This is a genomic window from Streptomyces sp. NRRL S-118 (genome assembly GCF_000716335.1).
Lineage (GTDB): Bacteria > Actinomycetota > Actinomycetes > Streptomycetales > Streptomycetaceae > Streptomyces.
Genome location: NZ_KL591009.1, coordinates 159,715 through 184,264, shown reverse-complemented (window position 1 = coordinate 184,264; position 24,550 = coordinate 159,715). Strand labels below are relative to the sequence as shown.

The window sequence follows — 24,550 nt, the reverse complement described above, 5'->3', positions numbered from 1 at the left end:
GGCCTTTGCCTTTCGGCTCCCTTTCGGGCTCGACCGACTTTATCAGAGATTCTCGGTCGGTTTTCCCGGTCCTCCGGAGACCTTCGTCGGCGCACTGCTGCGGCGGGTCCCCGTCGGGCGGAGCCGTAAACGTACTGGAGCGGGGAGCCCCGATGCAAATCGGGGCTCCCCGCTCCGGAGGACGGTCCGACGGACCGTCAGACCTCCACGACCACAGGGAGGATCATCGGCCGGCGACGGTAGGTGTCGGAGACCCACTTGCCGATCGTGCGGCGGATCAGCTGCTGGAGCTGGTGCGGTTCCGCGACGCCGTCGGCGGCCGAGCGGGACAGGGCGTCCTGGATCCTCGGGATGACCGCGTCGAACGCGTTGTCCTCGATACCGGAGCCGCGGGCGTGGATGTGCGGGCCTCCGGTGATCTTGCCGGTCGTGGAGTCCACCACGACGAACACCGAGATGATGCCCTCTTCGCCCAGGATGCGGCGGTCCTTCAGCGAGGTCTCGGTGACGTCGCCGACCGAGAGGCCGTCGACGTACACGTACCCGGCCTGGACCTTGCCGACGATGCGGGCGCGGCCGTCGACCAGGTCGACCACGACGCCGTCCTCCGCGATGACGATGTGGTCCTTGGGGACACCCGTCAGCGCACCGAGCTCGGCGTTGGCGCGCAGGTGGCGCCATTCGCCGTGGACCGGCATGAGGTTGCGCGGCTTGCAGATGTTGTAGAAGTACAGCAGCTCGCCGGCCGAGGCGTGGCCCGAGACGTGGACCTTGGCGTTGCCCTTGTGGACGACGTTGGCGCCCCAGCGGGTGAGGCCGTTGATCACGCGGTAGACCGCGTTCTCGTTGCCCGGGATGAGGGACGACGCCAGGATCACCGTGTCGCCCTGGACGATGCGGATCTGGTGGTCCCGGTTGGCCATGCGGGACAGGGCCGCCATCGGTTCGCCCTGGGAGCCCGTGCAGACGAGCACGATCTCGTGGTCGGGGAGGTCGTCGAGCGTCTTGACGTCGACGACCAGGCCCGGCGGGACGCGCAGGTAGCCCAGGTCGCGGGCGATGCCCATGTTGCGGACCATCGACCGGCCCACGAAGGCGACCCGGCGGCCGTACTCGTGCGCCGCGTCGAGGATCTGCTGGATGCGGTGGACGTGGCTGGCGAAGCTGGCCACGATGATCCGCTTCTGGGCGCCCGCGAAGACCGTCCGCATGACGTTGGAGATGTCGCGCTCGTGCGCGGTGAAGCCCGGGACCTCGGCGTTCGTGGAGTCCGACAGCAGGAGGTCGATGCCCTCCTCGCTGAGGCGGGCGAACGCGTGCAGGTCGGTGAGGCGGTTGTCCAGCGGCAGCTGGTCCATCTTGAAGTCGCCGGTGTGCACGACCATCCCCGCGGGGGTGCGGATGGCCACGGCCAGGGCGTCCGGGATGGAGTGGTTGACCGCGATGAACTCGCAGTCGAACGGGCCGAGCCGCTCCCGCTGCCCCTCGGCGACCTCGAGGGTGTAGGGGCGGATGCGGTGCTCCTGGAGCTTGGCCTCGATCAGGGCGAGGGTCAGCTTGGAGCCGATCAGCGGGATGTCCGGCTTCAGCCGGAGCAGGAACGGGACACCACCGATGTGGTCCTCGTGACCATGGGTGAGGACGATGCCCTCGATGTCGTCGAGGCGGTCACGGACCGTGGTGAAGTCGGGCAGGATCAGGTCGATGCCGGGCTGCTCCTCCTCGGGGAACAGGACACCGCAGTCGACGATCAGCAGCCGGCCGTCGTACTCGAAGACGGTCATGTTCCGGCCGATCTCGCCGAGACCTCCGAGCGGGGTGACGCGCAGGCCGCCCTTGGGCAGCTTCGGGGGCGCGCCCAGTTCAGGATGCGGATGACTCAAAAGACTCTCCTCACCACACACGCCACGTACCGCTTGGGCACGTGGCGCGCGTGACATTCGTGCACTTGCTGTTGTCTTGGGTTGATCTCGTATTCAGTTGATCGTCTATTCAGTTATGAAGTCTGTGGCTACAGCTCTACCCCGCCCGCGGCGAGGTCGATCTTGAGCTGTGCGGTTTCCTCCGGCGAGAGCTCCACGAGCGGCAGGCGGAGGGGGCCGGCCGGGAGGCCCAGGAGGGCGAGGGCCGCCTTGGTGGTGATCACGCCCTGCGTACGGAACATGCCGGTGAAGACCGGGAGCAGCTGCTGGTGGATCTCGGTGGCCTTCTGGACGTCACCGGTGAGGTGGGCGTCGAGGAGGGCCCGCAGCTCCGGGGTCACGACGTGGCTGACGACCGAGACGAAACCGCAGGCGCCGACGGAGAGCAGCGGGAGGTTGAGCATGTCGTCGCCGGAGTACCAGGCGAGACCGCTGCGGGCGATGGCCCAGCTGGCCCGGCCGAGGTCCCCCTTGGCGTCCTTGTTGGCGACGATCCGGGGGTGGTCGGCGAGGCGGACGATCGTCTCGGTGTCGATGGGGACGCCGCTGCGGCCGGGGATGTCGTACAGCATCACCGGGAGGCCGGTGGCGTCCGCGATGGCGGTGAAGTGGCGGAGCAGGCCCTCTTGCGGGGGCTTGTTGTAGTACGGCGTGACGGCGAGCAGGCCGTGTGCGCCGGCGCGCTCGGCGGCGCGGGCGAGCTCCAGGGAGTGGCGGGTGTCGTTGGTGCCGATGCCGGCGACGACATGGGCCCGGTCGCCGACCGCCTCGACGACCGCTCGAACGAGCTGGTCTTTCTCCGCGTCGCTGGTGGTCGGGGACTCGCCGGTGGTGCCACTGATGATCAGGCCGTCGTTGCCTGCATCCACCAAGTGGGTGGCGAGCCGCTGAGCGCCGTCGAGGTCGAGTGCGCCGTCCGCCGTGAAGGGCGTGACCATAGCGGTGAGGACCCGCCCGAAGGGGGTCTGCGGAGTCGAGATCGGAGCCATGGGTAACACGCTACTCGCTGCTCAGCGCGTGGGGTCCCCTCGGGGGGACGCGGGGGGTGGAGCCCGGCACTGCCTGCTCGGGGGTTCAAGCAGTGCCGGGTCCGTTTGATCAGCCTAGATGAACTTCTCGGAACGCCGCAATACGGACACTTCGCGCGGATGAACCGTACATCTGTGCCGCGTGGGGCTCATGGGGCGACGCGGCCGTTGGCGTTGAAGGCCGCGTACGTGAGCGGCATCAGGCCCGCCCAGTGCTCCTCCATCTTCTCGCCGACCATCTCGATCTCCCGCTGGGGGAAGGACGGCACCTTCGCCAGCTCGTGCTGCGTGCGCAGGCCGAGGAAGTGCATCAGCGAGCGGGCGTTGCACGTGGCGTACATCGAGGAGAAGAGGCCCACGGGGAGCACCGAGCGGGCGACCTCCCGGGCGACGCCGGCGGCCAGCATCTCCTGGTACGCCTCGTACGCCTGGACGTACGAGGTCTCCATGGTGCGCTCGACGAGCTCGGCCTGGGCCTCGGTGCCCTCGACGAAGACGTACTTGCCGGGGCGGCCCTGCTGGACCAGCTTGCGGGAGGCGCCGGGGACGTAGAAGACCGGCTCCAGCTCGCGGTAGCGGCCGGACTCCTCGTTGTACGACCAGCCCACGCGGTGCCGCATGAACTCGCGGAAGACGAAGATCGGGGCGCTGATGAAGAACGTCATCGAGTTGTGCTCGAAGGGGCTGCCGTGGCGGTCCCGCATCAGGTAGTTGATCAGGCCCTTGGAACGCTCCGGGTCCTTCCGCAGCTCGTCGAGGGACTGCTCGCCGGCCGTGGAGACACGGGCCGCCCACAGCACGTCGGAGTCGGCGGCGCTGTGCTTGACCAGCTCGACGGTCACATCGCTGCGGAAGCTGGGCTTGAGGTCTGCGGCGGGGGTGTCGGTCACCGGCGGGGGTCCTTCCAATTGCGTCGCTCGGGCGGCGCCCACTCTACGGCCCGGCACCGACAACCCATGACCGGACGGATCTCGGGGACATTGTTCGGCCGATCCGTGGAAACCGGGCACCAAAGTGCTGCTTCATGCGTCTGTTCCAGTAGCAGCGTCCGTCACGAGTCACAAGGAGGGTTCTCACATCATGTTCCGCCGGCGTGAGGCAGTCCCGTTCGCTTTCGTCGCCGAGGCCGAGCGCTTCCGGAGTAACGTCACTCCTCCGCCCCGCGAGCGTCCCAGTCTGTCCGAGGTCGCCGGTCGTACGCTGATCGGGCTGACCGTCGTGGCCGGGCTGGCGGGATCGCTGCTCTTCGGGATCCCGGCGCTGGAGAGCGGCCCGGCGACCGGTCATACGCAGCAGTCCGAGGCATCCCAGGGCCGGTAGCCCTTTCGGCCACCCTGAGGTGGCCCGTCCGGAAGGTGCTGGGTAGCCTCACCGGGCACAGCCCCATCGAGCGTGCGTATGAGTGAGGATCAGTCGTGCCCCTGCCCTTCCTGACGGCCGACAGTGCTTTCGACACCAGCGAGGACGACGTCGCGCTCCCTTACGAGGATCTCGACCAGTGGCGTCGTCCGTACCGGCCGGGGCCGTGCCGGGTGGGTGCCGCCGCGCTGGCCCTCCTCCTGGCGTCGTTCGTGCTGCTGGCTGCCATGATCATCGCCTTCGCCGGGGCACTGCCGGGCGCGCTGAGCTGTCTGGCGGTGGCCGCGCTGGTGATCGGCGCAGCGCTGCGCCTGCTGCGCATGGGCACCTGGGTGAGCCGGGAAGGGGTGCGGCGCGTCGGGTTCTTCCGGACGGAGACCGTGCCGTGGGCGCGGGCGACCGCCGTGCGGACCGTGCAGCAGCCCGTGCGCTGGCTCGGGCTGCCGCGCACCGTGCAGGGGCAGGCCCTCCTCCTCGTACGGCAGGGGGAGGGTGAGCCGCTGACGCTGCTCACCGATCACAACGCGGACTTCCTGGCGCGGGTCGAGGCGTTCGACCGGGCGGCCGACGCGGTCGAGGCGTGGAGCGCGGAGTACGCGGTCAGTTCCTGACCGGCCGCCGGCCCTCGTGGAGGGCGATGGCGCGCTGCATGGCCTTGCGGGCGCGCGGGGTGTCCCGGGCGTCGTGGTAGGCGACCGCCAGGCGGAACCAGCAGCGCCAGTCGTCCGGTGCGTCCTCGGTCTCCGCGCGGCGCCGGGCGAAGACGGCGTCGGCCGAGTCGCGGTCGATGCGGCCTCCGGGCGTGCGCTTCAACTCGTCGACGGGGAGGCCGCCTTCGGCTTCGAGTTCGGCGGCGAGGCGGTTGGCCCTGGTGACGAACTGCGTGTTCTTCCAGAGGAACCAGACGCCGATGACCGGCAGGACGAGCACCGCGCCGCCGAAGGCGACGGTCAGCGCGGTGCCCTGCTGGATCAGCATCACGCCACGGCTGCCGACCAGGACGAAGTAGACGACCAGGACGGCTGCCGTGACGAAGTAGGTGATCTTGGCGCGCATGACTCAGTTCAGGTCGAGGAAGTTTTCCAGGCCGAAGGTGAGGCCGGGAGTGGTCACCACGCGGCGAGCGCCGAGCAGGATGCCGGGCATGAAGCTGCTGTGGTGCAGCGAGTCGTGCCGGACGGTCAGCGTCTCGCCCTCGCCGCCGAGCAGCACCTCCTGGTGGGCCAGCAGGCCCCGCAGGCGTACGGCGTGCACCGGGACTCCGTCGACGTCCGCGCCGCGGGCGCCGTCCAGGGCGGTCGTCGTCGCGTCGGGCTGAGGGGCGCAGCCGGCCTCGCGGCGGGCGGCGGCGATCAGCTGGGCGGTGCGGGTGGCGGTGCCGGAGGGGGCGTCCACCTTGTTGGGGTGGTGCAGTTCGACCACCTCGACCGACTCGAAGTACGGCGCCGCGATCTGCGCGAACTTCATGGTGAGGACCGCGCCGATGGAGAAGTTCGGGGCGATCAGGACACCGGTGTCGGGGGACCCGTCCAGCCAGCCGGACAGCTGGGCGAGGCGCTCCTCGGTCCAGCCGGTGGTGCCGACGACCGCGTGGATGCCGTGGCGCACGCAGAAGTCGAGGTTGCCCATGACGGAGGCCGGGGTGGTGAGCTCCACGACCACCTGCGTACCGGACTCGACCAGGGTCTCCAGCTTGTCGCCCCGGCCGAGGGCGGCGACCAGTTCCATGTCGTCGGCGGCCTCGACCGCGCGGACGGCCTCCGAACCGATGCGTCCCTTGGCTCCGACGACCGCGACCCGCAGCTTGCTGCTCATGCTCGTACTTCCTTCGGTTCCGTCATGAGTGTCGTCAGGCGACCGCTTCGTGGAGGCGGTCGGCCTGCTTGTCCTTGAGGGGGCCGATCACGGACAGCGAGGGACGCTGTCCGAGCAGCTCGGCGGCCACTTCTCGTACGTCGTCGGGGGTGACCGCCGCCATGTGGGCGAGCATGTCGTCGACCGACATGTGGTCGCCCCAGCACAGCTCGCTCTTGCCGATGCGGTTCATCAGGGCGCCGGTGTCCTCCAGGCCGAGGACGGTGGAGCCGGAGAGCTGGCCGATGGCGCGCCGGATCTCGTCGTCGGACAGACCTTCGCGCGCGACCCGGTCGAGCTCGTCCCGGCAGATCCTGAGGACGTCGTGGACCTGGCTGGGGCGGCAGCCCGCGTACACGCCGAACAGGCCGCAGTCGGCGAAGCCGGAGGTGTACGAGTAGACGCTGTAGGCCAGACCACGCTTCTCCCGCACCTCCTGGAAGAGGCGGGAGGACATGCCGCCGCCGAGGGCGGTGTTCAGCACGCCCAGGGCCCAGCGGCGGTCGTCGGTGCGGGCGAGGCCCGGTACGCCGAGGACGACGTGCGCCTGCTCGGTGCGACGGCTGAGCACCTCGACCCGGCCGGCCGTGCGCAGGGCGCGGGAGCCGCCGCGCGGGGCGACCGGGACGGCGTCGGTGCGGGTGAGGGCGCCGGCCTTCTCGAAGGCGCGGCGGACCTGGCGTACGACCGTGGCGTGGTCGACGTTGCCCGCGGCGGCGACGACCAGGTGGGTCGGGTCGTAGTGCTTCTTGTAGAAGCGGCGGATGCGGTCCGCCGTGAGCGCCTCGATGGTGTCGACGGTGCCGAGGACCGGGCGGCCCAGCGGTGTCTCGCCGAACATCGTCTTCGCGAAGAGGTCGTGGACGACGTCGCCGGGGTCGTCCTCGGTCATCGCGATCTCTTCGAGGATGACGCCGCGCTCGGCGTCGACGTCCTCCTGGAGGATCAGCGAGCCGGTGAGCATGTCGCACACCACGTCGATGGCGAGCGGCAGGTCGGTGTCCAGCACGCGCGCGTAGTAGCAGGTGTACTCCTTCGCCGTGAAGGCGTTCATCTCGCCGCCGACCGCGTCGATGGCGGAGGAGATGTCGAGGGCGCTGCGCTTGTGCGTGCCCTTGAAGAGGAGGTGCTCCAGGTAGTGCGTGGCGCCGTTGAGGGCGGGCGTCTCGTCTCGGGAGCCGACGTGCGCCCAGATGCCGAAGGTGGCGGAGCGTACGGACGGCAGGGTCTCGGTGACGATGCGCAGGCCGCCGGGGAGGGTGGTGCGGCGGACCGTGCCGATGCCGTCCTTGCCCTGGAGAAGCGTTTGGGTACGGGCGACGGCCCGCGCCTCCGGGGAGGTGCGGGCCGTCGCCTGTGAGCTACGGGACGTCACTGGTCGGTGTCGTCCTTCGCGTCGTCGGAGGCGGCGTCCTCGTCCGCGATCACGGGGATCAGGGAGAGCTTGCCGCGCTGGTCGATCTCGGCGATCTCCACCTGGACCTTGGAGCCGACCGCGAGCACGTCCTCGACGTTCTCCACGCGCTTGCCACCGGCGAGCTTGCGGATCTGCGAGATGTGCAGCAGGCCGTCCTTGCCCGGGAGCAGGGAGACGAACGCACCGAAGGTGGTGGTCTTGACGACCGTGCCCAGGTAGCGCTCGCCGACCTCCGGCATGGTCGGGTTGGCGATGCCGTTGATCGTGGTGCGGGCGGCCTCGGCGGAGGGGCCGTCGGCGGCACCGATGTAGATGGTGCCGTCGTCCTCGATCGTGATCTCGGCGCCGGTGTCCTCCTGGATCTGGTTGATCATCTTGCCCTTGGGGCCGATGACCTCGCCGATCTTGTCCACGGGGATCTTGACGGTGATGATCCGCGGGGCGTTCGGGGACATCTCGTCCGGGCGGTCGATCGCTTCCATCATCACGTCGAGGATGTGGAGGCGGGCGTCGCGGGCCTGCTTGAGGGCCGCGGCCAGGACGGAGGCCGGGATGCCGTCCAGCTTGGTGTCGAGCTGGAGGGCGGTGACGAACTCCTTGGTGCCGGCGACCTTGAAGTCCATGTCGCCGAAGGCGTCCTCCGCACCGAGGATGTCGGTGAGGGTGACGTAGTGCGTCTCGCCGTCGATCTCCTGGGAGATCAGGCCCATGGCGATACCGGCGACGGGGGCCTTCAGCGGCACACCGGCGTTCAGCAGCGACATGGTGGAGGCGCAGACCGAGCCCATGGACGTCGAACCGTTGGAGCCGAGGGCCTCGGACACCTGGCGGATCGCGTAGGGGAACTCCTCGCGCGTCGGCAGCACCGGCATGAGCGCGCGCTCGGCCAGGGCGCCGTGGCCGATCTCGCGGCGCTTCGGGGAGCCGACGCGGCCGGTCTCGCCGGTGGAGTACGGCGGGAAGTTGTAGTTGTGCATGTAGCGCTTGCGGGTCACCGGGGAGAGGGTGTCCAGCTGCTGCTCCATGCGGAGCATGTTGAGGGTGGTGACGCCCAGGATCTGGGTCTCGCCACGCTCGAACAGCGCCGAGCCGTGCACGCGCGGGATCGCCTCGACCTCGGCGGCCAGCGTGCGGATGTCCGTCAGGCCACGGCCGTCGATGCGGACCTTGTCCTTGATGACGCGCTCACGGACCAGGGACTTCGTCAGCGAGCGGTACGCCGCGGAGATCTCCTTCTCGCGGCCCTCGAACTGCGGGAGCAGCTTCTCGGCGGCGACGCCCTTGATGCGGTCGAGCTCGGCCTCGCGCTCCTGCTTGCCGCCGATGGTGAGCGCCTGGGCGAGCTCCGTCCTGACGGCGGCGGTGAGGGCCTCCAGGACGTCGTCCTGGTAGTCCAGGAAGATCGGGAACTCGCCGACCGGCTTGGCGGCCTTGGCGGCGAGGTCCGACTGCGCCTTGCACAGGACCTTGATGAACGGCTTGGCGGCCTCGAGACCGGCGGCCACGACCTCCTCGGTCGGGGCCTGGGCGCCGCCCTTGACGAGCTCGATGGTCTTCTCGGTGGCCTCGGCCTCGACCATCATGATCGCGACGTCGCCGTCCTCCAGGACGCGGCCCGCGACCACCATGTCGAAGACGGCGTCCTCGAGCTCGGTGTGCGTCGGGAAGGCGACCCACTGGCCCCGGATCAGGGCGACACGGGTGCCGCCGATCGGGCCGGAGAAGGGCAGGCCGGCCAGCTGGGTGGAGCAGGAGGCGGCGTTGATGGCGACCACGTCGTAGAGGTGGTCGGGGTTGAGCGCCATGATCGTCTCGACGATCTGGATCTCGTTGCGGAGCCCCTTCTTGAAGGAGGGGCGCAGCGGGCGGTCGATCAGGCGGCAGGTGAGGATGGCGTCCTCGGAGGGCCGGCCCTCACGGCGGAAGAAGGAGCCGGGGATCTTCCCGGCCGCGTACATCCGCTCCTCGACGTCGACGGTCAGCGGGAAGAAGTCCAGCTGGTCCTTCGGGTTCTTGGAGGCGGTGGTGGCCGACAGCACCATGGTGTCGTCGTCCAGGTACGCCACGGCGGAGCCGGCGGCCTGCTTGGCCAGGCGGCCCGTCTCGAAGCGGATGGTGCGGGTGCCGAAGGAGCCGTTGTCGATGACGGCCTCGGCGTAGTGGGTCTCGTTCTCCACTAGCGGTTTCTCCATTTACTTGTCGTCTTTGCGTCCCCTGAACGCCCGTGTGGCGGGGGACGTGGCGGAGAAGCGCGCCTTGGGTGCGGGCCGGTCTTCGATCGAAGCACCCGGGGTGATGTGTCCCGGGGGCCACTACCGAGGACCGGCGACGGCGAGGGCGCCCCTCCCTGCCAGCCTTGCGGCTTTTATGGCGTTTTCGTTATTGCGTTGTGCGACCAGATTACTGAGCTCGGGCTCAGGTTGGCATTCCGATCACCCTGCGTACGGGCTGCGGGCCGGTACGGCGGTGCCGTACCCACGTCCCGCAGTGCGTCTCGTACGGCCGGTGCGTGGTGCACGGGCGTACGGCGCGTGCGTCCCGCACGTCTCTGTCCTACGGGTACCCCGTGTACCGACGGCACATCCCGTACCCCGGGTACCGGGCGTGCACACCCGGTACGGGGACCACGCGTGCGTCCCGTGGATCACGCGGGTCACGCGCGTCACGTGTGTCACGCGCAGCGCGTACAGCAAAGGGAGCGGCTCCCTCAGCGTGGGAACCGCTCCCTTCACGGCGTCTTACTTCGCACCGCCGGCCGCACCGCGGCGGATGCCGAGGCGGTCGACCAGCGCACGGAAGCGCTGGATGTCCTTCTTGGCCAGGTACTGCAGCAGGCGGCGGCGCTGGCCGACCAGGATCAGCAGACCACGACGGGAGTGGTGGTCGTGCTTGTGGGTCTTGAGGTGCTCGGTCAGGTCCGAGATGCGGCGGGAGAGCAGCGCGACCTGGACCTCGGGGGAGCCGGTGTCGCCCTCCTTGGTGCCGAACTCGGCCATGATCTGCTTCTTCGTAGCGGCGTCGAGAGACACTCGGTACTCCTCGTGGTGTTCGATGCGCCTGCGAGTGCCCCTGGTCTTGGTCTCAGGGGAGCTTCCGTGACTCGGAGGCGAAGGCACGATGGGCGCTGCTCCCAGATGCTCCGGAAGCGCGTACACAAACGGCCGTCACACAGCGTACCAGCCCCGGAAGGGCCCCTTGCACTTGCGTACCGGGGCCCCGCCTCACCTGCTCGTCACTCGCTCATCACTTGCTCGTCATCGAGCGGATCGAGTGGTAGACGTCGAAGACCGCCAGGCACAGCGGGATCAGCGTCAGCAGGACGAAGGTCTCGGCGATCTCCAGGAAGCGTCCCCAGAAGGGGGTGACGCCCTTGCGCGGCACGATCAGCCCGATCGAGACGATCACCGCGGCGACCGCCGCGACGGCCGCGGTGAGCCAGATCGTACGGATGTCGAGCGCCGTACCGTCCCCGCGCAGCGCGTCCTGGAGCAGTTCCGCCGGAGGGTTGAGGCACAGTCCGAGGCCCAGCAGGACCAGCGAGCCCAGCCCCGCGGCCAGGGCGCAGCCGACCTGCGCGGTGTAACGGAACAGGTGGGCGCGCATCATCATCGCCACACCGGTGCCGAGCGCCAGGAGCTGGGCCCACACGTCGTCGGAGAAGCCGAGGACCGCCGCGGCGCCCACCGCCAGCAGGGCGCAGCCGCCGACGAGGCCGACCAGCAGTTCGTGGCCGCGCCGGGCCTGGGCGGCGATGCGCTCGGCGTCGACCGGGCCCTGCGGCTCGGGGTCGGTGCCGTACCCGCCGATCGCCGTACGGGGCGGCTCGAAGCCGATGGGCAGGCGGGCGAAGCGGGTGGACAGGCCGGGCAGGAAGGCGAGGGCGCCCACGGCGAGCGTCGCGCTCACGCCGGCGGACTCGACCGGCTCCAGCCGGGTGAGGACGGCGACGAAGGTCACCAGGAGCCCGACGGCGGAGGCAAAGACGAACGCCACGAAGGGGCCGTCGCCGCCGGGGGCGACGATCGTCAGCACGACGGAGAAGACCAGGACGGCGGCGCAGGCGAGCAGGAACTGCAGCCGGCCGATGCCCTGCCCGTCCGCCAGCGGCAGCAGACCGGATCCGGCGACGCCGGCGTTGGCCATGGCGCCGATGCCGAGGGCGACGGCCGAGCCGCGGTCGTCGTAGACGCGGGCGCGGACGCACGCCAGGGCCAGCAGCAGGACGCCGGTCACGGCGGCCAGGATGCCGGGCAGGCCGTGCATGTCGTGCCGGGGGTCGGACGACCACAGCACGAAGGCGAGCAGCACGAGCAGGACGGAGCCGCCGAAGAGGCCGGCGCCCCGCATCAGGGCGTCACTCCACAGCGTGCGGTCGCGGGCGACGGCGGAGGCCACGGCGTCGGACACGTCGTCGAAGACGGCCGGCGGCAGCGACTCGGCGAAGGGCCGCAGCGACAGCAGTTCACCGTCGAGGATGCGCTGCGCGGCCAGTGAGCGCGCGCCGTCGAGCACGGTGCCGTCACGCCGCACGAGGTGGTATCCGACGGGGGCGCCGGGTGCCGGGCTCTGCCCGGACAGCCGGAGCACCTCCGGATAGAGGTCGGCGACGGGGATGTCCTCGGGCAGTGCCACGTCGACGCGGCCGTCCGGTGCGACGACCGTGACGCGACAGAAACCGGTTCCGCCGCCGGACGGAGTCACGGGAGCCGGGTGGCCGGTTCCGGTGGCCGCGGCTGGGGCCGTCATACTCACCTGCTGCTTCCCCTCGTGGTTCTCATGCGGCTGGTTCTTGTGTGCGTTCCGCGTCCGGCACGGAGGTTCCGCGTCCGGCGCTCGCCTCCGCGCCCGCTGTGCGCGCGTCCGCGTCGGCGTGCCGGCACCGCGGCGCTCCGTTTCCGGCTCCGTGAACCGTGCCCCGTACTCCGCGGGTCCGGTGCATGGTTCCGGCACCGGGACCCGCTGCTGTCGCGGCGCCCGTTCAGGCCCCGGATCCGGTGCTGGTTCCGGCAACCGTTCCGGTTCTGGTTCCAACTGCCGTTCCGGTGCCGGCTCCAACCGCCGTTCCGGTGCTGGATCCGGCAACCGTTCCGGTGCCGGTTCCGGCACCGGGTGGTCCGTTCCGGGCGACCCGTTCCGAATCACCGGATTCTTTGCGGAGGTTCACAGGTGCGCGTGCACTTCGCGCCACCCTACCGCCCACCCGTAACCCCCTGCGCAAGTAGGATCCTTCCCCGCGGTCGGAACCCGTCGCCACGGGGGCGCCGATAGGAACGTTTCCGTCCGCCAAGGGAATTGGTGAGCTGTGAGTCAAATCGTCGTCAAGCGCCCACCACGGGCCCTGCCCTCCGAAGTGCCCGGTGAGCAGGTGCAGCTGCAACCCCCGCCCGAGCTGCCGAGAGGGCAGCAGGAGGGCGTGCTGATGCAGCTCCTGCCGACGCTCGGCATGGGTGGTTCGGTCGTCTTCTTCTTCATGACGCCGAACCCCATCATGCGGATCATGGGCATGGTGATGATCGCGTCGACGGTCGCCATGGCCATCGCGATGCTCGTGCGCTACCGGCGCGGCACCCAGGGCCAGCTCGCGGACATGCGGCGCGACTACCTCAAGTACCTCACCCAGATCCGGCGTACGGTGCTGAGGACGGCACGGCTCCAGCGCGACGCGCAGTACTACCTCCACCCGTCCCCCGAGCAGTTGTGGGCGCTGGTCGCCGAGGGCAGCCGGGTCTGGGAGCGGCGCATCGGCGACGACGACTTCGGCCAGGTGCGCATCGGTCTGGGGAGCCAGCAGCTCGCGACTCCGCTCGTCGCCCCCGAGACGGCGCCCGTCGACGAGCTGGAGCCGCTCACCGCCGGTGCGATGCAGCAGTTTCTCAGGGCTCACAGCACCCTCGACGGTCTGCCCATGGCCGTGTCCCTGCGCGCCTTCTACTCCTTGACGGTCAGCGGTGACACGGAGTCGGTGCGGTCGGCGGCGCGGGCGATGATCGGCTCGCTCGCTTCGCTGCACTCCCCCGAGGACCTCGTCATCGCCGTCGCGGCCGGCCAGGAGGCGGCCCACCACTGGGAGTGGACGAAGTGGCTTCCGCACGTGCAGGCGCAGGGTGACGGCGACGGCGCGGGGACACGGCGCCTGATCACCACGGACGCGCGCGACCTGGAGGACATGCTCGCGCGGCGCCTCGAAGGCCGGCCGCGCTTCCAGGGCGGCGGCCACCCGCTGCTGGACCAGCCGCACATCGTGGTGGTGCTCGACGGCCAGTCGGTGCCGCCCATGTCGGCGCTGGCGGCGGCGGAGGGCCTCCAGGGCGTGACGATCGTCGAGGTCGTACCGGGTGAGCCGGCCGGTCCGCGCGGCGGCGGCCTGTCGGTGGTGGTCCACCCCGACGCGCTGCGACTGGAGTCGGGCCACGGCCTGGTGTACGAGGGTGTGCCGGACGGGCTGAGCCTGGAGGCCGCCGAGGCGCTGGCCCGTCAGCTCGCTCCGCTGCGGGTCGCCTCCGGCTCGGACGACGACGAACCGCTGCTGGCCAACCTCGACTTCACCGACCTGCTCAACCTGGGTGACGCGGCGTCCATCGACGTCAGCCGGACGTGGCGGCCGCGCTCGCAGTCGGAGCGGCTGCGCGTGCCCATCGGTGTCGGTGAGGACGGCGTCCCCGTGATGCTGGACCTCAAGGAGGCGGCGCAGGAGGGCATGGGGCCGCACGGCCTGTGCGTGGGCGCCACCGGTTCCGGCAAGTCGGAGCTCCTGCGCACGCTGGTGCTGGGTCTGGCCGTCACGCACTCGTCGGAGACGCTCAACTTCGTCCTCGCGGACTTCAAGGGCGGCGCCACGTTCGCGGGGATGTCGCAGATGCCGCACGTCGCGGCCGTCATCACCAACCTCGCGGACGACCTGACACTGGTCGACCGCATGGGCGACTCCATCCGCGGTGAGCTGAACCGCCGCCAGGAGATGCTGCGCGACGCGGGCAACTACGCCAACATCCACGACTACGAGAAGGCGCGTGCCGCGGGAGCCCCGCTCCAGCCCATCCCCTCGCTGGTCCTGGTCATCGACGAGTTCAGCGAGCTGCTCACGGCCAAGCCGGACTTCATCGAGATGTTCGTGCAGATCGGCCGTATCGGCCGCTCGCTGGGCGTGCACCTGCTGCTGGCCTCGCAGCGCCTGGAGGAGGGCCGCCTGCGCGGCCTGGAGACGTACCTGTCGTACCGCGTCGGTCTGCGGACCTTCTCCGCGGCGGAGTCGCGGGCGGCGCTGGGCGTGCCGGACGCGTACCACCTGCCCAATGTGCCGGGCTCCGGCTATCTGAAGTACGGCACGGACGAGATGGTGCGGTTCAAGGCCGCGTACGTCTCCGGCGTGTACCGGTCGAACCAGCACGCCGCGGTGCCCGGCGGCCCGCTGCCGGTGGACCGGCGGCCCGTGCTGTTCACGGCCGCGCCCGTTCCGGTGCGGTACGTCGAGCGGCCCGCGCAGCCGGTCGTGCCGGAGGCCCGTACGTCCGAGGACGACGCGCTGGCGGACTCCGTGCTCGATGTGATCGTGCGGCGGCTCGAAGGGCGGGGAGCGGAGGCCCACCAGGTGTGGCTGCCGCCGCTGGACAACCCGCCGCCGCTGGACGAGTTGCTGCCCGGCCTCGCCGCGGTGCAGGGGCGCGGGCTGACGCAGCCCGGCTACCAGGGGGCGGGGCGCCTCGTGGTGCCCCTCGGTGTGGTCGACAAGCCGTTCGAGCAGCGGCGTGACACGCTCTACCGGGACTTCTCGGGCGCGGCCGGCCACATGCAGATCGTCGGTGGTCCGCAGTCGGGCAAGTCGACGCTGCTGAGGACGCTGATCTCGGCGTTCGCGCTGACGCACACCCCGTACGAGGTGCAGTTCTACGGTCTCGACTTCGGTGGTGGCGGTCTGGCGTCGGTCGCCGGCCTGCCGCACGTCGGCGGGGTCGCCTCGCGTCTGGACCCGGAGAAGGTGCGGCGCACGGTCTCCGAGGTGTACTCCGTCCTGGAGCGGCGCGAGGAGTACTTCCGCAGCGCGGGCATCGACTCGATCGCGACGTACCGCAGGCTGCGCGAGCGCGGGGACATCTCCGTGACGGAGCAGCCGTGGGGTGACGTGTTCCTGGTCATCGACGGCTGGGGCAACTTCCGGACCGAGTACGAGGGCCTGGAGTTCGCCGTGCTGGACATCGCGGCGCGCGGCCTCGGCTACGGCATCCACGTGATCCTGACCGCGTCGCGCTCCATGGAGGTCCGGGCGAACCTCAAGGACCACCTGATGAACCGGCTGGAGCTGCGCCTCGGCGACACGATGGACTCCGAGCTGGACCGGAAGGCGGCCGTCAACGTGCCGCAGGGCGTACCGGGGCGTGGTCTGACACCGGAGAGCCTGCACTTCATGGCCGCGGTGCCGCGTATCGACGGCATCAACTCCGACAGCGACCTGGCGGAGGCCACCGCGGCGATGGCGCAGGAGGTCGGCCGCCACTGGACGGCGCCGGGTGCGCCGGCGGTGCGGCTGCTGCCCCGGGAGCTCCCGGCGGACCAGCTCCCGGCGGGGTACGCGGAGCCGAATCGGGGCATCGCCTTCGGTATCGACGAGAACAGCCTGGAGCCGGCCTTCGTCAACTTCGACCGCGATCCGTTCTTCCTGGTCTTCGGCGAGAGCGAGTCGGGCAAGTCCAACCTGCTGCGGCTGCTGATCAAGCAGCTGTGCGAGCGGTACGACGGGGACTCCGCCAAGTTCTTCGTGATCGACAACCGGCGCGCGCTGCTGGACGTCACCCCGGCGTCCCACCTGGCGGAGTACGTCCCGATGTCCAACAACATGGACCACCACGTGGACGCGCTGTCCGACCTGATGCAGCGCCGTACGCCGTCGCCGGACGTCACCGCGCAGCAGCTGCGCGACCGCAGCTGGTGGCGCGGGCCGTGCGTGTACGTCGTCGTCGACGACTACGACCTGGTGTCCACGTCGAGCGGCAACCCGCTGGGCAAGCTCACCGAGCAGCTGCCGTTCGCCCGTGACGTGGGCGTGCGCTTCATCATCGCCCGCAGCGCGGCGGGTGCGAGCCGGGCGACGTACGAGCCGTTCATGCAGCGCATGATGGAGCTCGGCGCGCAGGGCGTGCTGCTCTCGGGCGACCCGCAGGAGGGCGATGTCCTCGGCGGCGTGAGGATGCGCCCGATGCCGCCGGGCCGTGGCATCTTCGTCTCCCGCCAGCGCGGCAACCCGCTGGTGCAGACGGGGCTGATGCCGTCGCAGTTCTAGGCACGGGCAGGACGAGCGACGACACCGCGGCGTTCCTCATGGGAGCGCCGCGGTGCTGTTTTCCGGGGGTCCGTCTCGTGCCGCCTTGCTGGACGGCGCGACGGAGGGCCCGCGCAGGCTTGTGGAATTCGCGGGCGACAGCGGAACGGAGCTCGCCTTCACCACGGGCGCTCACCGGCCGCGCGGGTGCCTGGCTGTCGGCGAGCGGGGCGAGCGGGGCGAGCGGCCGGCGGACGCAGGGAACGAGTCAGGGTGGGCACCTCCCGCACGTGCCCACCCTGTCGTTGTGACCGCTACTCGGCTCCTAGTAGTAGCTGGCGGCCTTCTTGTCACCGGCCTGGTACGCCGGGCCGGCCTCACGGACCGCCTTGGCGATGCCCTTGAGGGCCTCGTGGATGAGGCGGGTCTCGGTGTCCCACTGCTTGTGGGCGCCGTCCGCGGCCGTCTTGGCCTCACCCTCGAAGGTGGAGGAGATGCTGCGGATCTTCCCCTGGATGGCCTCGAGGGCCTCGTCCAGGCTCTTCGCCTGCGTCTCGATCGTCGACGCCGCCTGCTCCAGGGAGGAGTAGGTGACGACCATCACGTCATCGGTTGCTCGTGGCACTGAGCCCTCCAAATGCGTTGTGTGTGCGGAACTGTGGGGTAAGTGCTGACGCCGTCGTGCGTCAGAGGCTTGCGATGTTCGAGGTGGCGCGGCGCGTCGCGGCAGCGTCACCCGAGAAGCCGCCGGTCACGTCGACACCGCGCAGCGCCTTCTCCACCTCGTCTTCGGTGTTGCCGGCGGTCGTGCGGGTGACCTGGATCGCTTCCTGGAAGTTCAGCAGCAGCTTCGCGATACGCACCATGGCCTGGTTGATCTCGGTCTGCTTGGTGTCGAAGGCACCGGCGCCGATGCCCTTCCAGTTGCCCTCGAGGCTGTCGATGACGCCCTGGAGGCTCTTCAGCTGACCCTTGACGGATTCGAAGCGGTTCGAGATCTCATCCTGGAAATCCTTGAGACTCTGATCGCCAACCTTCTGCACTGCCATGTGTCGCTCTTCCTTTCTTGGGTTCTCACGGAGCTGCGACGTGTCGGTTCACATCAGCAGCGGTGGTTTCTGTGGGTCAGGCGCTGCGTCGGCGCCGGAGCACGGCGAAAGCCGCTCCCGCGAGGACGACCACGACTGCGGCCCCGCCGATGATGAGGCCCGACTGGCTGTTGCTCCCTGCCCCGGCCTCAGCCCCGGCCTTCTTGCCGGAGCCTGCCACGACCGCGTCGCCGCCGGGCTTGGCCTGCGGGGCTTGTGACGAAGCTGGTGCAGACGGGTCGGTGGCGTCGGACGAGGCGCCTGCGCCGGGGACGCCACCCACCTTCTCCTTGGTCAGGGGGCTGACGTTCGGGTCGCCGGGCTTGCCCAGCCCCCGGGTGATGTGGGCGTTGGGGCGGACGACACCGTGCCCGAGGTAGTTGCTGACGCTGCCGGGCTTCCAGTCGTCGCCTCGGCTGGCCGACTCGAACATGACCCTGAGGACCTGGTTGCCGGTCCACTCGGGGTGCTTGGACCAGATGAGGGCGGCGGTTGCGGAGGCGAGGGCGGTGGCGGAGCTGGTGCCACCGTCGCCGTCACAGTAGGCCTTGAAGGTCTCGTCGCACCAGCGAGGGAGGGCGCCAGAGGGAGCGGCGATATCTACGAAGTCGCCATGCTGGGAATAGTCGGCCACCTTGCCGTCCGGGCCGGACGCTGCAACAGCGACAGCTTCCGGGTAGCTAGCCGGATACTGAGGCTTGTTGCCCTTCTTTGCACCGTTTCCGACACCGGCAAAGAGAAGCTTTCCTTTGCTCTGGGCGTACTCAACCGCGTCACGCACAGCAGAGTTGTAGTAATCGCTTGACATCGACACGTTGATGATTTGAGCGTCGCTGTCCGCAGCAGCACGAATTGCCTCCTGCATGTCGAAGCCGTTCACCTTCTCCGTGTTCTGGAGCTCGGTGTCCGACACTCGATACGGGATGATCTTCGTCTCCGGCGCCAGGCCCTTGATGCCGCCCCCCGCACCTGTGCCGGCGATGATCTCAGCCATCGTCGTGCCATGCCCCGTAAGGTCGTCCGTCTCCTCGCCCTTGACGCCCGTAAGGTCCTTCCCCTTAAGTACCTGCCCCTTGAGGGACGGCGTGGAGGGATTGACGCCGCTGTCGATGACCGCGACCTTGATGCCTTCCCCAGTGGCGGTTTTCCAGATCTCGTCGGCACGCATGGCGTTCAGGTACCACTGCTTCGACTGTGGGTCGGTAATAGTCGCTGCTGTGGCCGAACCACTGATGCCCACCGCCCACGCTCCCGCCGCGGCCACGGCACAGAGCAGGCCGCGCCGCGCGGTGGACGTGCTGCGCTTCGGGACCTGGCTCATTACTGGCGTCATCCTGACTTCCCGAACCTTCCGAGTCCTAGTCGATCACCGGCGGCACAGCACCGCGTCGCCGCGCTGCCCACGTCTCTTCGTCTTCGGTCAGGTAGTCCGGGCGGGTTGAGCCGGATCGCTCCTGCTCTTCATCACGCGACCGTCGCTGGCCACCACGACCGCCCGCCACACCTGCACCGGCAGGTCCCGTCGCGCTACGAGGAGTCCCGACCACACCGTTCACGCTGGGCGTGCCGCGTCCGGTGGGGCGACCAGCACCGGCCCCCTGGTTGGCTCCGATGACCCCGGACTGGCTCGGTCGGGCAGTGGAGGGACGACCCGTGGCGGGAACTTCTCCACCGATGACCGTTCCCTTCGGGAGACGTGCTCCGGTGTTTCCACCCGTGGGACGCTGCGGCGTGCCACCGACGATCCCGTTCGAGTGACCACCGCGGGGCGTGGCCGAGGGACCTTGACGTCCGGCCGGCGCCTGAGAGGGCATTCCCGGACGGCCGCCCATCGGGGTCTGGTTGGTGCCTCCGACCAGACCGTTCCGCCCGGCCGGGCCAGGACCGGTTCCCGTCATTCCCGGACGGCCGACGGGGTTCGCACTGCGTCCGGCTGCCGGCCCCGAGCCAGTGGGACCGGGCATCCCGGGACGTCCGACCGGCCCCGTGGTACGCGCGGTCGACGGACCGCTGCCGGTGGGACGGCCCACCGTGGTCGGTCCCTGAGCCGTGGGCCGAGGTACGCCCTGCGTCCCGATGATCTTGGGCGGCGTGGCGGCGCGCGGAGGCGTGCCCATGGGCCCGATCAGCGGAGGCGCAGAGTTGGTCGGTCCCGTGGGGCCAGGAGGCGGCGCGGTCGGAGGAGTGCCGACAGGCGCCGTGGGCGCGGGGGGCGTCGCGACGGTGTCGATGACCACCGAGGGGTTCGAACCCACGGGCCCGGCGGGCTTGTCCGGGACCTCAACCGGCTTTCCGGGCACGTCCGGCCGGGACACGCTCTCGACTTCGCTGACACTTGCGCGGCTCACCGAAGTGGGTGCGGCCGTCGCTTGCCGGACGTCGGCAGAACCGGATGCACCCTGCGAAGGGGATTCGTCATAGATGCCGCCTGACGGCTGCGGCACCGCAACCCCCAACGGCTTCGGCGGCGTCGGCGGCTCCTGGGCCGCCAGAGTGCTTTCCGAGACCGCGTAGAAGGACGCCAGGCGGTTCATCTGGTTGATGGCCTCCTGGCGGTCCTTCTCGACCTGGAGGGCCTTCTGGTAGTCCTGGTTGTCCTGCGTGCGCTCCGGCAGCGCGAAGTCGTCGGGCTTCTTCTGGACCAGCCGGCCGTCGCGCGGCGGCTTGGAGTTGCGGACCGAGGCCAGGCCCGTGCTCGCCACCTTCATCTGCTCGCCGACCGTGTTGGCGAAGGTGCCGAGGCCGTACGTGTAGGTGACGAGCTCCCCGCCGTAGCGGCGGAACTCGTTGGCCGCCTCGCCCTCCCAGTCGGTGTCCTTGACGAAGTGGGCGAGGTCCGACGCCGCCTTGTTGAGGGCGGTCGTCGCATCGGTCAGCGCGATACCGGCCTGCTCCAGGTCCTCCGGGTTGGCGCTGTCCAGGAGGTCGAGCATCGCGTTGAGCGGGGCGTTCTCGAAGCTGGTCGTGCCGAAGAGGCTGACTCCGGCGGTGGAGCCGAAGACGTCGCTCAGGATCGAGGAGACGCGCTGCGCCATGTCCGTGGCGGCGAACTGGCCGTGGATCTGGGCGTCGTCGGCGTTCTGCTGCTGCTGTGCCTGCGTGGCCTGCTGCTCGGGATCCGGCAGCGTCGGCGGCTTGTTGTCAGTCATCGATCATCACCCCAGGTCCGCATCGGCGCCCTGGACCTCGTTGCGAGGCTGCTCCGGCGCATCACTCTTGTCCTTCGCCTTCCGGCGTTCCACGGCGTCGTCGTACTGCTTGTCCAGCCGCGCGTGGATGACGTGGAACCGGCGGCGCATGTCCTCTTCCACGTTGTCGAAGCCGACGTCGGCCGCGTGGACCGCGATGCTGTACATCTCGATCTGGTCGTTGAGGGACTTGGAGAGCGTGACGAGCGCCTTGTGGACGCGGTTGTACTGGGTGTAGAAGCCGTCCGCCTCGGAGAACTGCATGCCGACTCCGAGCGAGCCGCGGGTCATCCGCTCGTTCGCGACCTTGGAGCCGGTGCCTGTGGCCCCTTCGAGGTTCGACAGGACGTCGTTCACCCGGTCACGGAATTTCTTCAGCGCGCCTACGCCGCGCTCGAGGTCACTCGCCACAGCCGTCGCCCCCGATACCTACAGCCACGAGCACGTTGCTCATGCCTCCCCGTTTACTCAGTCGTCCAGCACATCTCTGTGCCACAGCCACTCTAGTCACTGGCTATGACAACTGAAGTGCCTTGTCTGTCACGCCTGTTCCCTGCGATGCGGTTGCAACGTCAGCCGCCCGCCCCGGTCGCGACCCGTCTCGCGCGGCGCCGTGCATCGCGTACGGCGACCGCGCCGCCGGCGATGGCGGCGACCAGGACCCCTCCGCCCACGACCACGTACGTCGCGAGGCGGGCCGTGCGTTCCTCCGGTGATTCGCCGAGGTGGGCCACGGCCGGGGTCGGTGCCTCGGCGCGGGTCAGGCCCTCGTGGGCGACGGGCTTCTCGATGGGCTTGTCGTCCTCGGTCAGCGCACGGACCGGGTCGACGACGCCCCAGCCGACGAGGCGGTCATGGCCCGCGACCGAACGCTCGGCGGTCTGCTGGATCTGGGCGACGATCTGCTGCCGCGTCCACTTGTCGTGCTTGCTCTTGATGAGGGCCGCGACGGCGGCGACGTACGGCGCGGAGAAGCTGGTGCCGTTGTCCGCGCAGTGGCCGCCGCCGGGAACGGTGGAGATCATATCCACACCCGGCGCGGCGACGCCGACGAAATCCCCGGACTGCGAGAAGGCGGCGCGCTCGTTGTTGCGGTCCGAGGAGGCCACCGCGAGGACCCCCTCGTACGAGGCGGGATAGGTCTTCTTGACGTTGCCGCCCAGGCCGTCGTTGCCCGCCGAGGCGACGACCACGATCTCCTTCTCCAGCGCCGCGTCGACGGCCTGCTTCAGCTCCGGCGCCGGCTCCACCGCGTTGGCGGTGTCCTGGGAGATGTTGATCACATCGGCTTCTTCGTCGATGGCGTGCCGGATGGCCCGGGCGAGGGACGAGGCCGTGCCGTTGCCGTCGGCGTCGTTCTGCTTGATGGGAATGATCGTGGCGCCCGGTGCCAGGCCGACGAAGCCGGTGCCCTTCGCGGGGCGGGCGGCGATGATGCCGGCGACCTTGGTGCCGTGGCCCACGGTGTCCGTGGTGCCGTCGGCCTTGCCCCGGTCGAGCTTCTCGCCCTTCGCGTCCTTCTCGGGCAGCAGGTTCGCCCCGCTCCCGGTGTCGACGGCCTTCGCCAGCTGCGGGTGCTTGACGTCGACGCCGGTGTCGATGACGGCGACCCGCACGCCCTTGCCGGTGGACTGCTTCCACAGTTCGTCGAGCAGGACCCGCTGCAGCGCCCACGGACGCCCTGCGTACGTCTTCCCCGGGAAGGTGCACTGCGTGGACTCCTCCGCGGCGGCGGGGGGCGCCGGCAGCGCGAGGACCGTGAGGGCCGTGACCGCGGTGACCGCGGCGGCGGTCCGCGGGCGCCTGCGGGTACGCGGGTGCGCGGCCGCGTCCGCGCTCGTCTTCGTGTACGTCATCGTCGTCGCCCCGGCCCTCAGGAGCCCTGCGGCTGGGCGGCGGCGCCGCTCGACAGACGGGGCCCGGTCGGCAGGAAGGTCGACCACGCGGCCGGTACGGGCACGGGCTCGACGTTCTTGTAGCCGAGCTTGTTCTGTGCCTGCTGCGCCTCCATCATCCGCGCCTGCTTCTCCTCCTTCGAGCCGGAGTCGCCGATGCCGGAGTCGTCGGTGGCGTTGTCGCCGTTGGACTGCATGGCGTAGCGCAGTCCGGTGTCGGTGACGAGGAAGAGAAAGCCCGTGTCGGTCCTGGCGCCCTTGTACTGCCGGAAGAGCTGGCCGGATCCGGGGGTGACGTAGGCGCTGCTCGACCCGGTCGGCAGCGGGGCGGGGAAGTCGGTGCCCGCCCAAGTGCTGAGCGTGGTGGCGCCGTTGTCGCGGTCCACGTCGCGCAGCACGTTGCACACGGTGTTGCGGCTGCCCTCGGCGGTGCCGGCCTCGTTGACGGGCTTGGGCGCGAACCGCGGCCACTTCTTGTCCTGTCCGAACGCCTCGCTCGGCTGGAAGGCGGCGGCGCTGACCGAGGTGGCGCGGCCCGCCTGCCCCAGCTTGATCAGCTGGCGGCTGTTGAGCAGCAGCTTGGCGGTGAAGTCCGAGACGGGTGCGACGCGGCCGCGCAGCACGACGTACTGCTGGTCGCGGGTGCCGTCCGTGGCGGTGAGCACCATGCCGACCTTGTTGGTGGCGTCGTCCAGGTCGCCGGGGACGCCCGCGTCCTCGCCGGCGGTGCCGGGGACCGTGGGGAAGCTGATGGTGTCGCCCTTGTGGAGGGTGTCCAGCCAGGCGGCGGAGACGCGCTGCGCGGCGCGGCCCTGGCCGACGAGCTGGCGCAGGAGCAGCTCGTCCTCCTCGACGGGGTACGCGGTGCCCTGGGCGTCGACGACGTACCGCTTCTTGTCGGGGCCCTCCACGTACAGCAGTTCCCCGCCGCGCAGGCGGTCGCTGCCCTCGGTCTTCTTCTCCTCGCGCTGGGCGAGGACGAAGGCGGCCTTCTGGATGGCCCGGCCGCCTTCGCCCGGCCGCTCGCAGACGGCCCAGCGCTTGGCGGTGCCGGCGTCCTTGGGGTCGGGCAGCCGGTCGGGGGCGTAGGGGATGCCGAGGGTGGCGCCGTGCGGGATACGGCCGCTGTCGAGCACGGACTCGTCGACGTTGATGACCTTGCCCTTGTCGGGGTCGAGGAGCAGCTTGGCCGACGACATGTTGAGGACGGGGTGGAGCTGCGTCTTCCTGCCGGTCTTCAGGACGACGTAACGGGTGGTCGACTTACTGGCGATGATGACGTTCTCGCCGGGCCGGTCCCAGCCCTGCGGAGCCACCGGCTTGAACATGCCCCAGGCCGCGAACACCGCGAGCACCACCACACCGACGATGGCCCCCGGCAGCACCGCGCGCAGCGGCCGTGGCGCGGCCTCCTCCGAGCCGGTGGCGTTCGGCTGCACGAACTGCGCGACAAGCCTTCGCTTCGCGAAGGTGTAGGCGTTGAGTTCGTCCCGACGTGATGCCATTTATCTGCTGTCCCTCTCCCCGCTGGGCTGCCAGGTTCCCA

The 24,550-nt window shown here is 70.0% G+C and carries 19 protein-coding genes; 3 read left to right on the top strand and 16 right to left on the bottom strand.

What is annotated here, in order from left to right; genetic code table 11:
* Positions 1–197: 197 nt before the first annotated feature.
* From IH00_RS0118260 to thyX, 3 genes are all read right to left on the bottom strand, one after another.
* A complete protein-coding gene (locus IH00_RS0118260) occupies positions 198–1,883 on the bottom strand; it encodes a ribonuclease J (RefSeq protein WP_031074861.1) in 1,686 nt (561 codons plus the stop codon).
* A 128-nt stretch (positions 1,884–2,011) separates the two neighbouring features.
* A complete protein-coding gene (gene dapA, locus IH00_RS0118255; protein ID WP_031074859.1) occupies positions 2,012–2,911 on the bottom strand; it encodes a 4-hydroxy-tetrahydrodipicolinate synthase in 900 nt (299 codons plus the stop codon).
* Positions 2,912–3,099: 188 nt separating this feature from the next.
* A complete protein-coding gene (thyX, locus tag IH00_RS0118250) occupies positions 3,100–3,840 on the bottom strand; it encodes an FAD-dependent thymidylate synthase (RefSeq protein WP_031074857.1) in 741 nt (246 codons plus the stop codon).
* A gap of 190 nt (positions 3,841–4,030) precedes the next feature.
* Here thyX and IH00_RS0118245 point away from each other — a divergent pair, with 190 nt between their 5' ends.
* Both IH00_RS0118245 and IH00_RS0118240 read left to right on the top strand, forming a co-directional pair.
* Entirely contained in the window at positions 4,031–4,270 is a 240-nt protein-coding gene (locus IH00_RS0118245; RefSeq protein ID WP_031074856.1) for a hypothetical protein, read from the top strand.
* Positions 4,271–4,365: 95 nt separating this feature from the next.
* Positions 4,366–4,920, top strand: a complete 555-nt coding sequence (locus tag IH00_RS0118240; protein ID WP_031074855.1) for a hypothetical protein — start codon at positions 4,366–4,368, stop codon at positions 4,918–4,920.
* Here IH00_RS0118240 and IH00_RS0118235 read toward each other — a convergent pair.
* The 6 genes from IH00_RS0118235 to eccD form a co-directional block, all read right to left on the bottom strand.
* Complete coding sequence (locus IH00_RS0118235; RefSeq protein ID WP_031074854.1) at positions 4,910–5,365, bottom strand: tetratricopeptide repeat protein; 456 nt, start codon at positions 5,363–5,365, stop codon at positions 4,910–4,912. The genes IH00_RS0118240 and IH00_RS0118235 overlap by 11 nt on opposite strands.
* 3 nt (positions 5,366–5,368) lie before the next feature.
* The gene (dapB, locus tag IH00_RS0118230) at positions 5,369–6,124 is read right to left on the bottom strand and encodes a 4-hydroxy-tetrahydrodipicolinate reductase (protein WP_031074853.1); all 756 of its coding nucleotides are present in this window, start codon (positions 6,122–6,124) and stop codon (positions 5,369–5,371) included.
* Positions 6,125–6,158: 34 nt separating this feature from the next.
* Positions 6,159–7,538 (bottom strand): M16 family metallopeptidase, encoded by a 1,380-nt coding sequence (locus IH00_RS0118225; protein WP_031074851.1) that lies wholly within the window; start codon positions 7,536–7,538, stop codon positions 6,159–6,161.
* Entirely contained in the window at positions 7,535–9,757 is a 2,223-nt protein-coding gene (locus tag IH00_RS0118220) for a polyribonucleotide nucleotidyltransferase (protein WP_031074849.1), read from the bottom strand. The genes IH00_RS0118225 and IH00_RS0118220 overlap by 4 nt, the downstream gene beginning before the upstream one ends.
* Before the next feature lie 561 nt (positions 9,758–10,318).
* The gene (gene rpsO, locus IH00_RS0118215) at positions 10,319–10,609 is read right to left on the bottom strand and encodes a 30S ribosomal protein S15 (RefSeq protein WP_023586232.1); all 291 of its coding nucleotides are present in this window, start codon (positions 10,607–10,609) and stop codon (positions 10,319–10,321) included.
* A 214-nt stretch (positions 10,610–10,823) separates the two neighbouring features.
* Entirely contained in the window at positions 10,824–12,326 is a 1,503-nt protein-coding gene (gene eccD, locus IH00_RS0118210; RefSeq protein ID WP_031074846.1) for a type VII secretion integral membrane protein EccD, read from the bottom strand.
* Between the two features lie 556 nt (positions 12,327–12,882).
* On the opposite strand from eccD, the gene eccCa reads away from it, so the two are divergent.
* Positions 12,883–16,854, top strand: a complete 3,972-nt coding sequence (gene eccCa / locus IH00_RS0118200; RefSeq protein WP_031074844.1) for a type VII secretion protein EccCa — start codon at positions 12,883–12,885, stop codon at positions 16,852–16,854.
* Between the two features lie 304 nt (positions 16,855–17,158).
* On the opposite strand, the gene IH00_RS0118195 is transcribed toward eccCa, so the two are convergent.
* From IH00_RS0118195 to eccB, 7 genes are all read right to left on the bottom strand, one after another.
* Positions 17,159–17,458: a WXG100 family type VII secretion target gene (locus tag IH00_RS0118195; protein WP_324615787.1), complete on the bottom strand. Its 300-nt coding sequence runs from the start codon at positions 17,456–17,458 to the stop codon at positions 17,159–17,161.
* 61 nt (positions 17,459–17,519) lie between these two features.
* Positions 17,520–17,882, bottom strand: a complete 363-nt coding sequence (locus tag IH00_RS0118190; RefSeq protein WP_031074841.1) for a WXG100 family type VII secretion target — start codon at positions 17,880–17,882, stop codon at positions 17,520–17,522.
* A 76-nt stretch (positions 17,883–17,958) separates the two neighbouring features.
* The gene (locus IH00_RS0118185; RefSeq protein WP_234334880.1) at positions 17,959–19,242 is read right to left on the bottom strand and encodes a S8 family serine peptidase; all 1,284 of its coding nucleotides are present in this window, start codon (positions 19,240–19,242) and stop codon (positions 17,959–17,961) included.
* Positions 19,243–19,279: 37 nt separating this feature from the next.
* Positions 19,280–21,070 carry a hypothetical protein gene (locus IH00_RS41935; RefSeq protein WP_031074837.1) on the bottom strand — a complete coding sequence of 597 codons (1,791 nt, stop codon included), beginning with the start codon at positions 21,068–21,070 and terminating at the stop codon, positions 19,280–19,282.
* A 6-nt stretch (positions 21,071–21,076) separates the two neighbouring features.
* A complete protein-coding gene (locus IH00_RS0118175; RefSeq protein WP_052411461.1) occupies positions 21,077–21,520 on the bottom strand; it encodes a hypothetical protein in 444 nt (147 codons plus the stop codon).
* A 161-nt stretch (positions 21,521–21,681) separates the two neighbouring features.
* The gene (gene mycP, locus IH00_RS0118170) at positions 21,682–22,965 is read right to left on the bottom strand and encodes a type VII secretion-associated serine protease mycosin (RefSeq protein WP_052411460.1); all 1,284 of its coding nucleotides are present in this window, start codon (positions 22,963–22,965) and stop codon (positions 21,682–21,684) included.
* 17 nt (positions 22,966–22,982) lie between these two features.
* Positions 22,983–24,509 (bottom strand): type VII secretion protein EccB, encoded by a 1,527-nt coding sequence (eccB, locus tag IH00_RS0118165; RefSeq protein WP_031074831.1) that lies wholly within the window; start codon positions 24,507–24,509, stop codon positions 22,983–22,985.
* Positions 24,510–24,550: the final 41 nt, after the last annotated feature.

What these genes read in the sequence shown, in the direction of transcription:
- IH00_RS0118190 (WP_031074841.1), bottom strand. Translation starts at nt 17,882, where the DNA reads ATGGCAGTGCAGAAGGTTGGCGATCAGAGTCTCAAGGATTTCCAGGAT.
- IH00_RS0118245 (WP_031074856.1), top strand. Translation starts at nt 4,031, where the DNA reads ATGTTCCGCCGGCGTGAGGCAGTCCCGTTCGCTTTCGTCGCCGAGGCC.
- IH00_RS0118185 (WP_234334880.1), bottom strand. Translation starts at nt 19,242, where the DNA reads ATGAGCCAGGTCCCGAAGCGCAGCACGTCCACCGCGCGGCGCGGCCTG.
- dapB (WP_031074853.1), bottom strand. Translation starts at nt 6,124, where the DNA reads ATGAGCAGCAAGCTGCGGGTCGCGGTCGTCGGAGCCAAGGGACGCATC.
- mycP (WP_052411460.1), bottom strand. Translation starts at nt 22,965, where the DNA reads ATGACGTACACGAAGACGAGCGCGGACGCGGCCGCGCACCCGCGTACC.
- dapA (WP_031074859.1), bottom strand. Translation starts at nt 2,911, where the DNA reads ATGGCTCCGATCTCGACTCCGCAGACCCCCTTCGGGCGGGTCCTCACC.
- eccD (WP_031074846.1), bottom strand. Translation starts at nt 12,326, where the DNA reads ATGACGGCCCCAGCCGCGGCCACCGGAACCGGCCACCCGGCTCCCGTG.
- eccB (WP_031074831.1), bottom strand. Translation starts at nt 24,509, where the DNA reads ATGGCATCACGTCGGGACGAACTCAACGCCTACACCTTCGCGAAGCGA.
- IH00_RS41935 (WP_031074837.1), bottom strand. Translation starts at nt 21,070, where the DNA reads ATGACTGACAACAAGCCGCCGACGCTGCCGGATCCCGAGCAGCAGGCC.
- IH00_RS0118235 (WP_031074854.1), bottom strand. Translation starts at nt 5,365, where the DNA reads ATGCGCGCCAAGATCACCTACTTCGTCACGGCAGCCGTCCTGGTCGTC.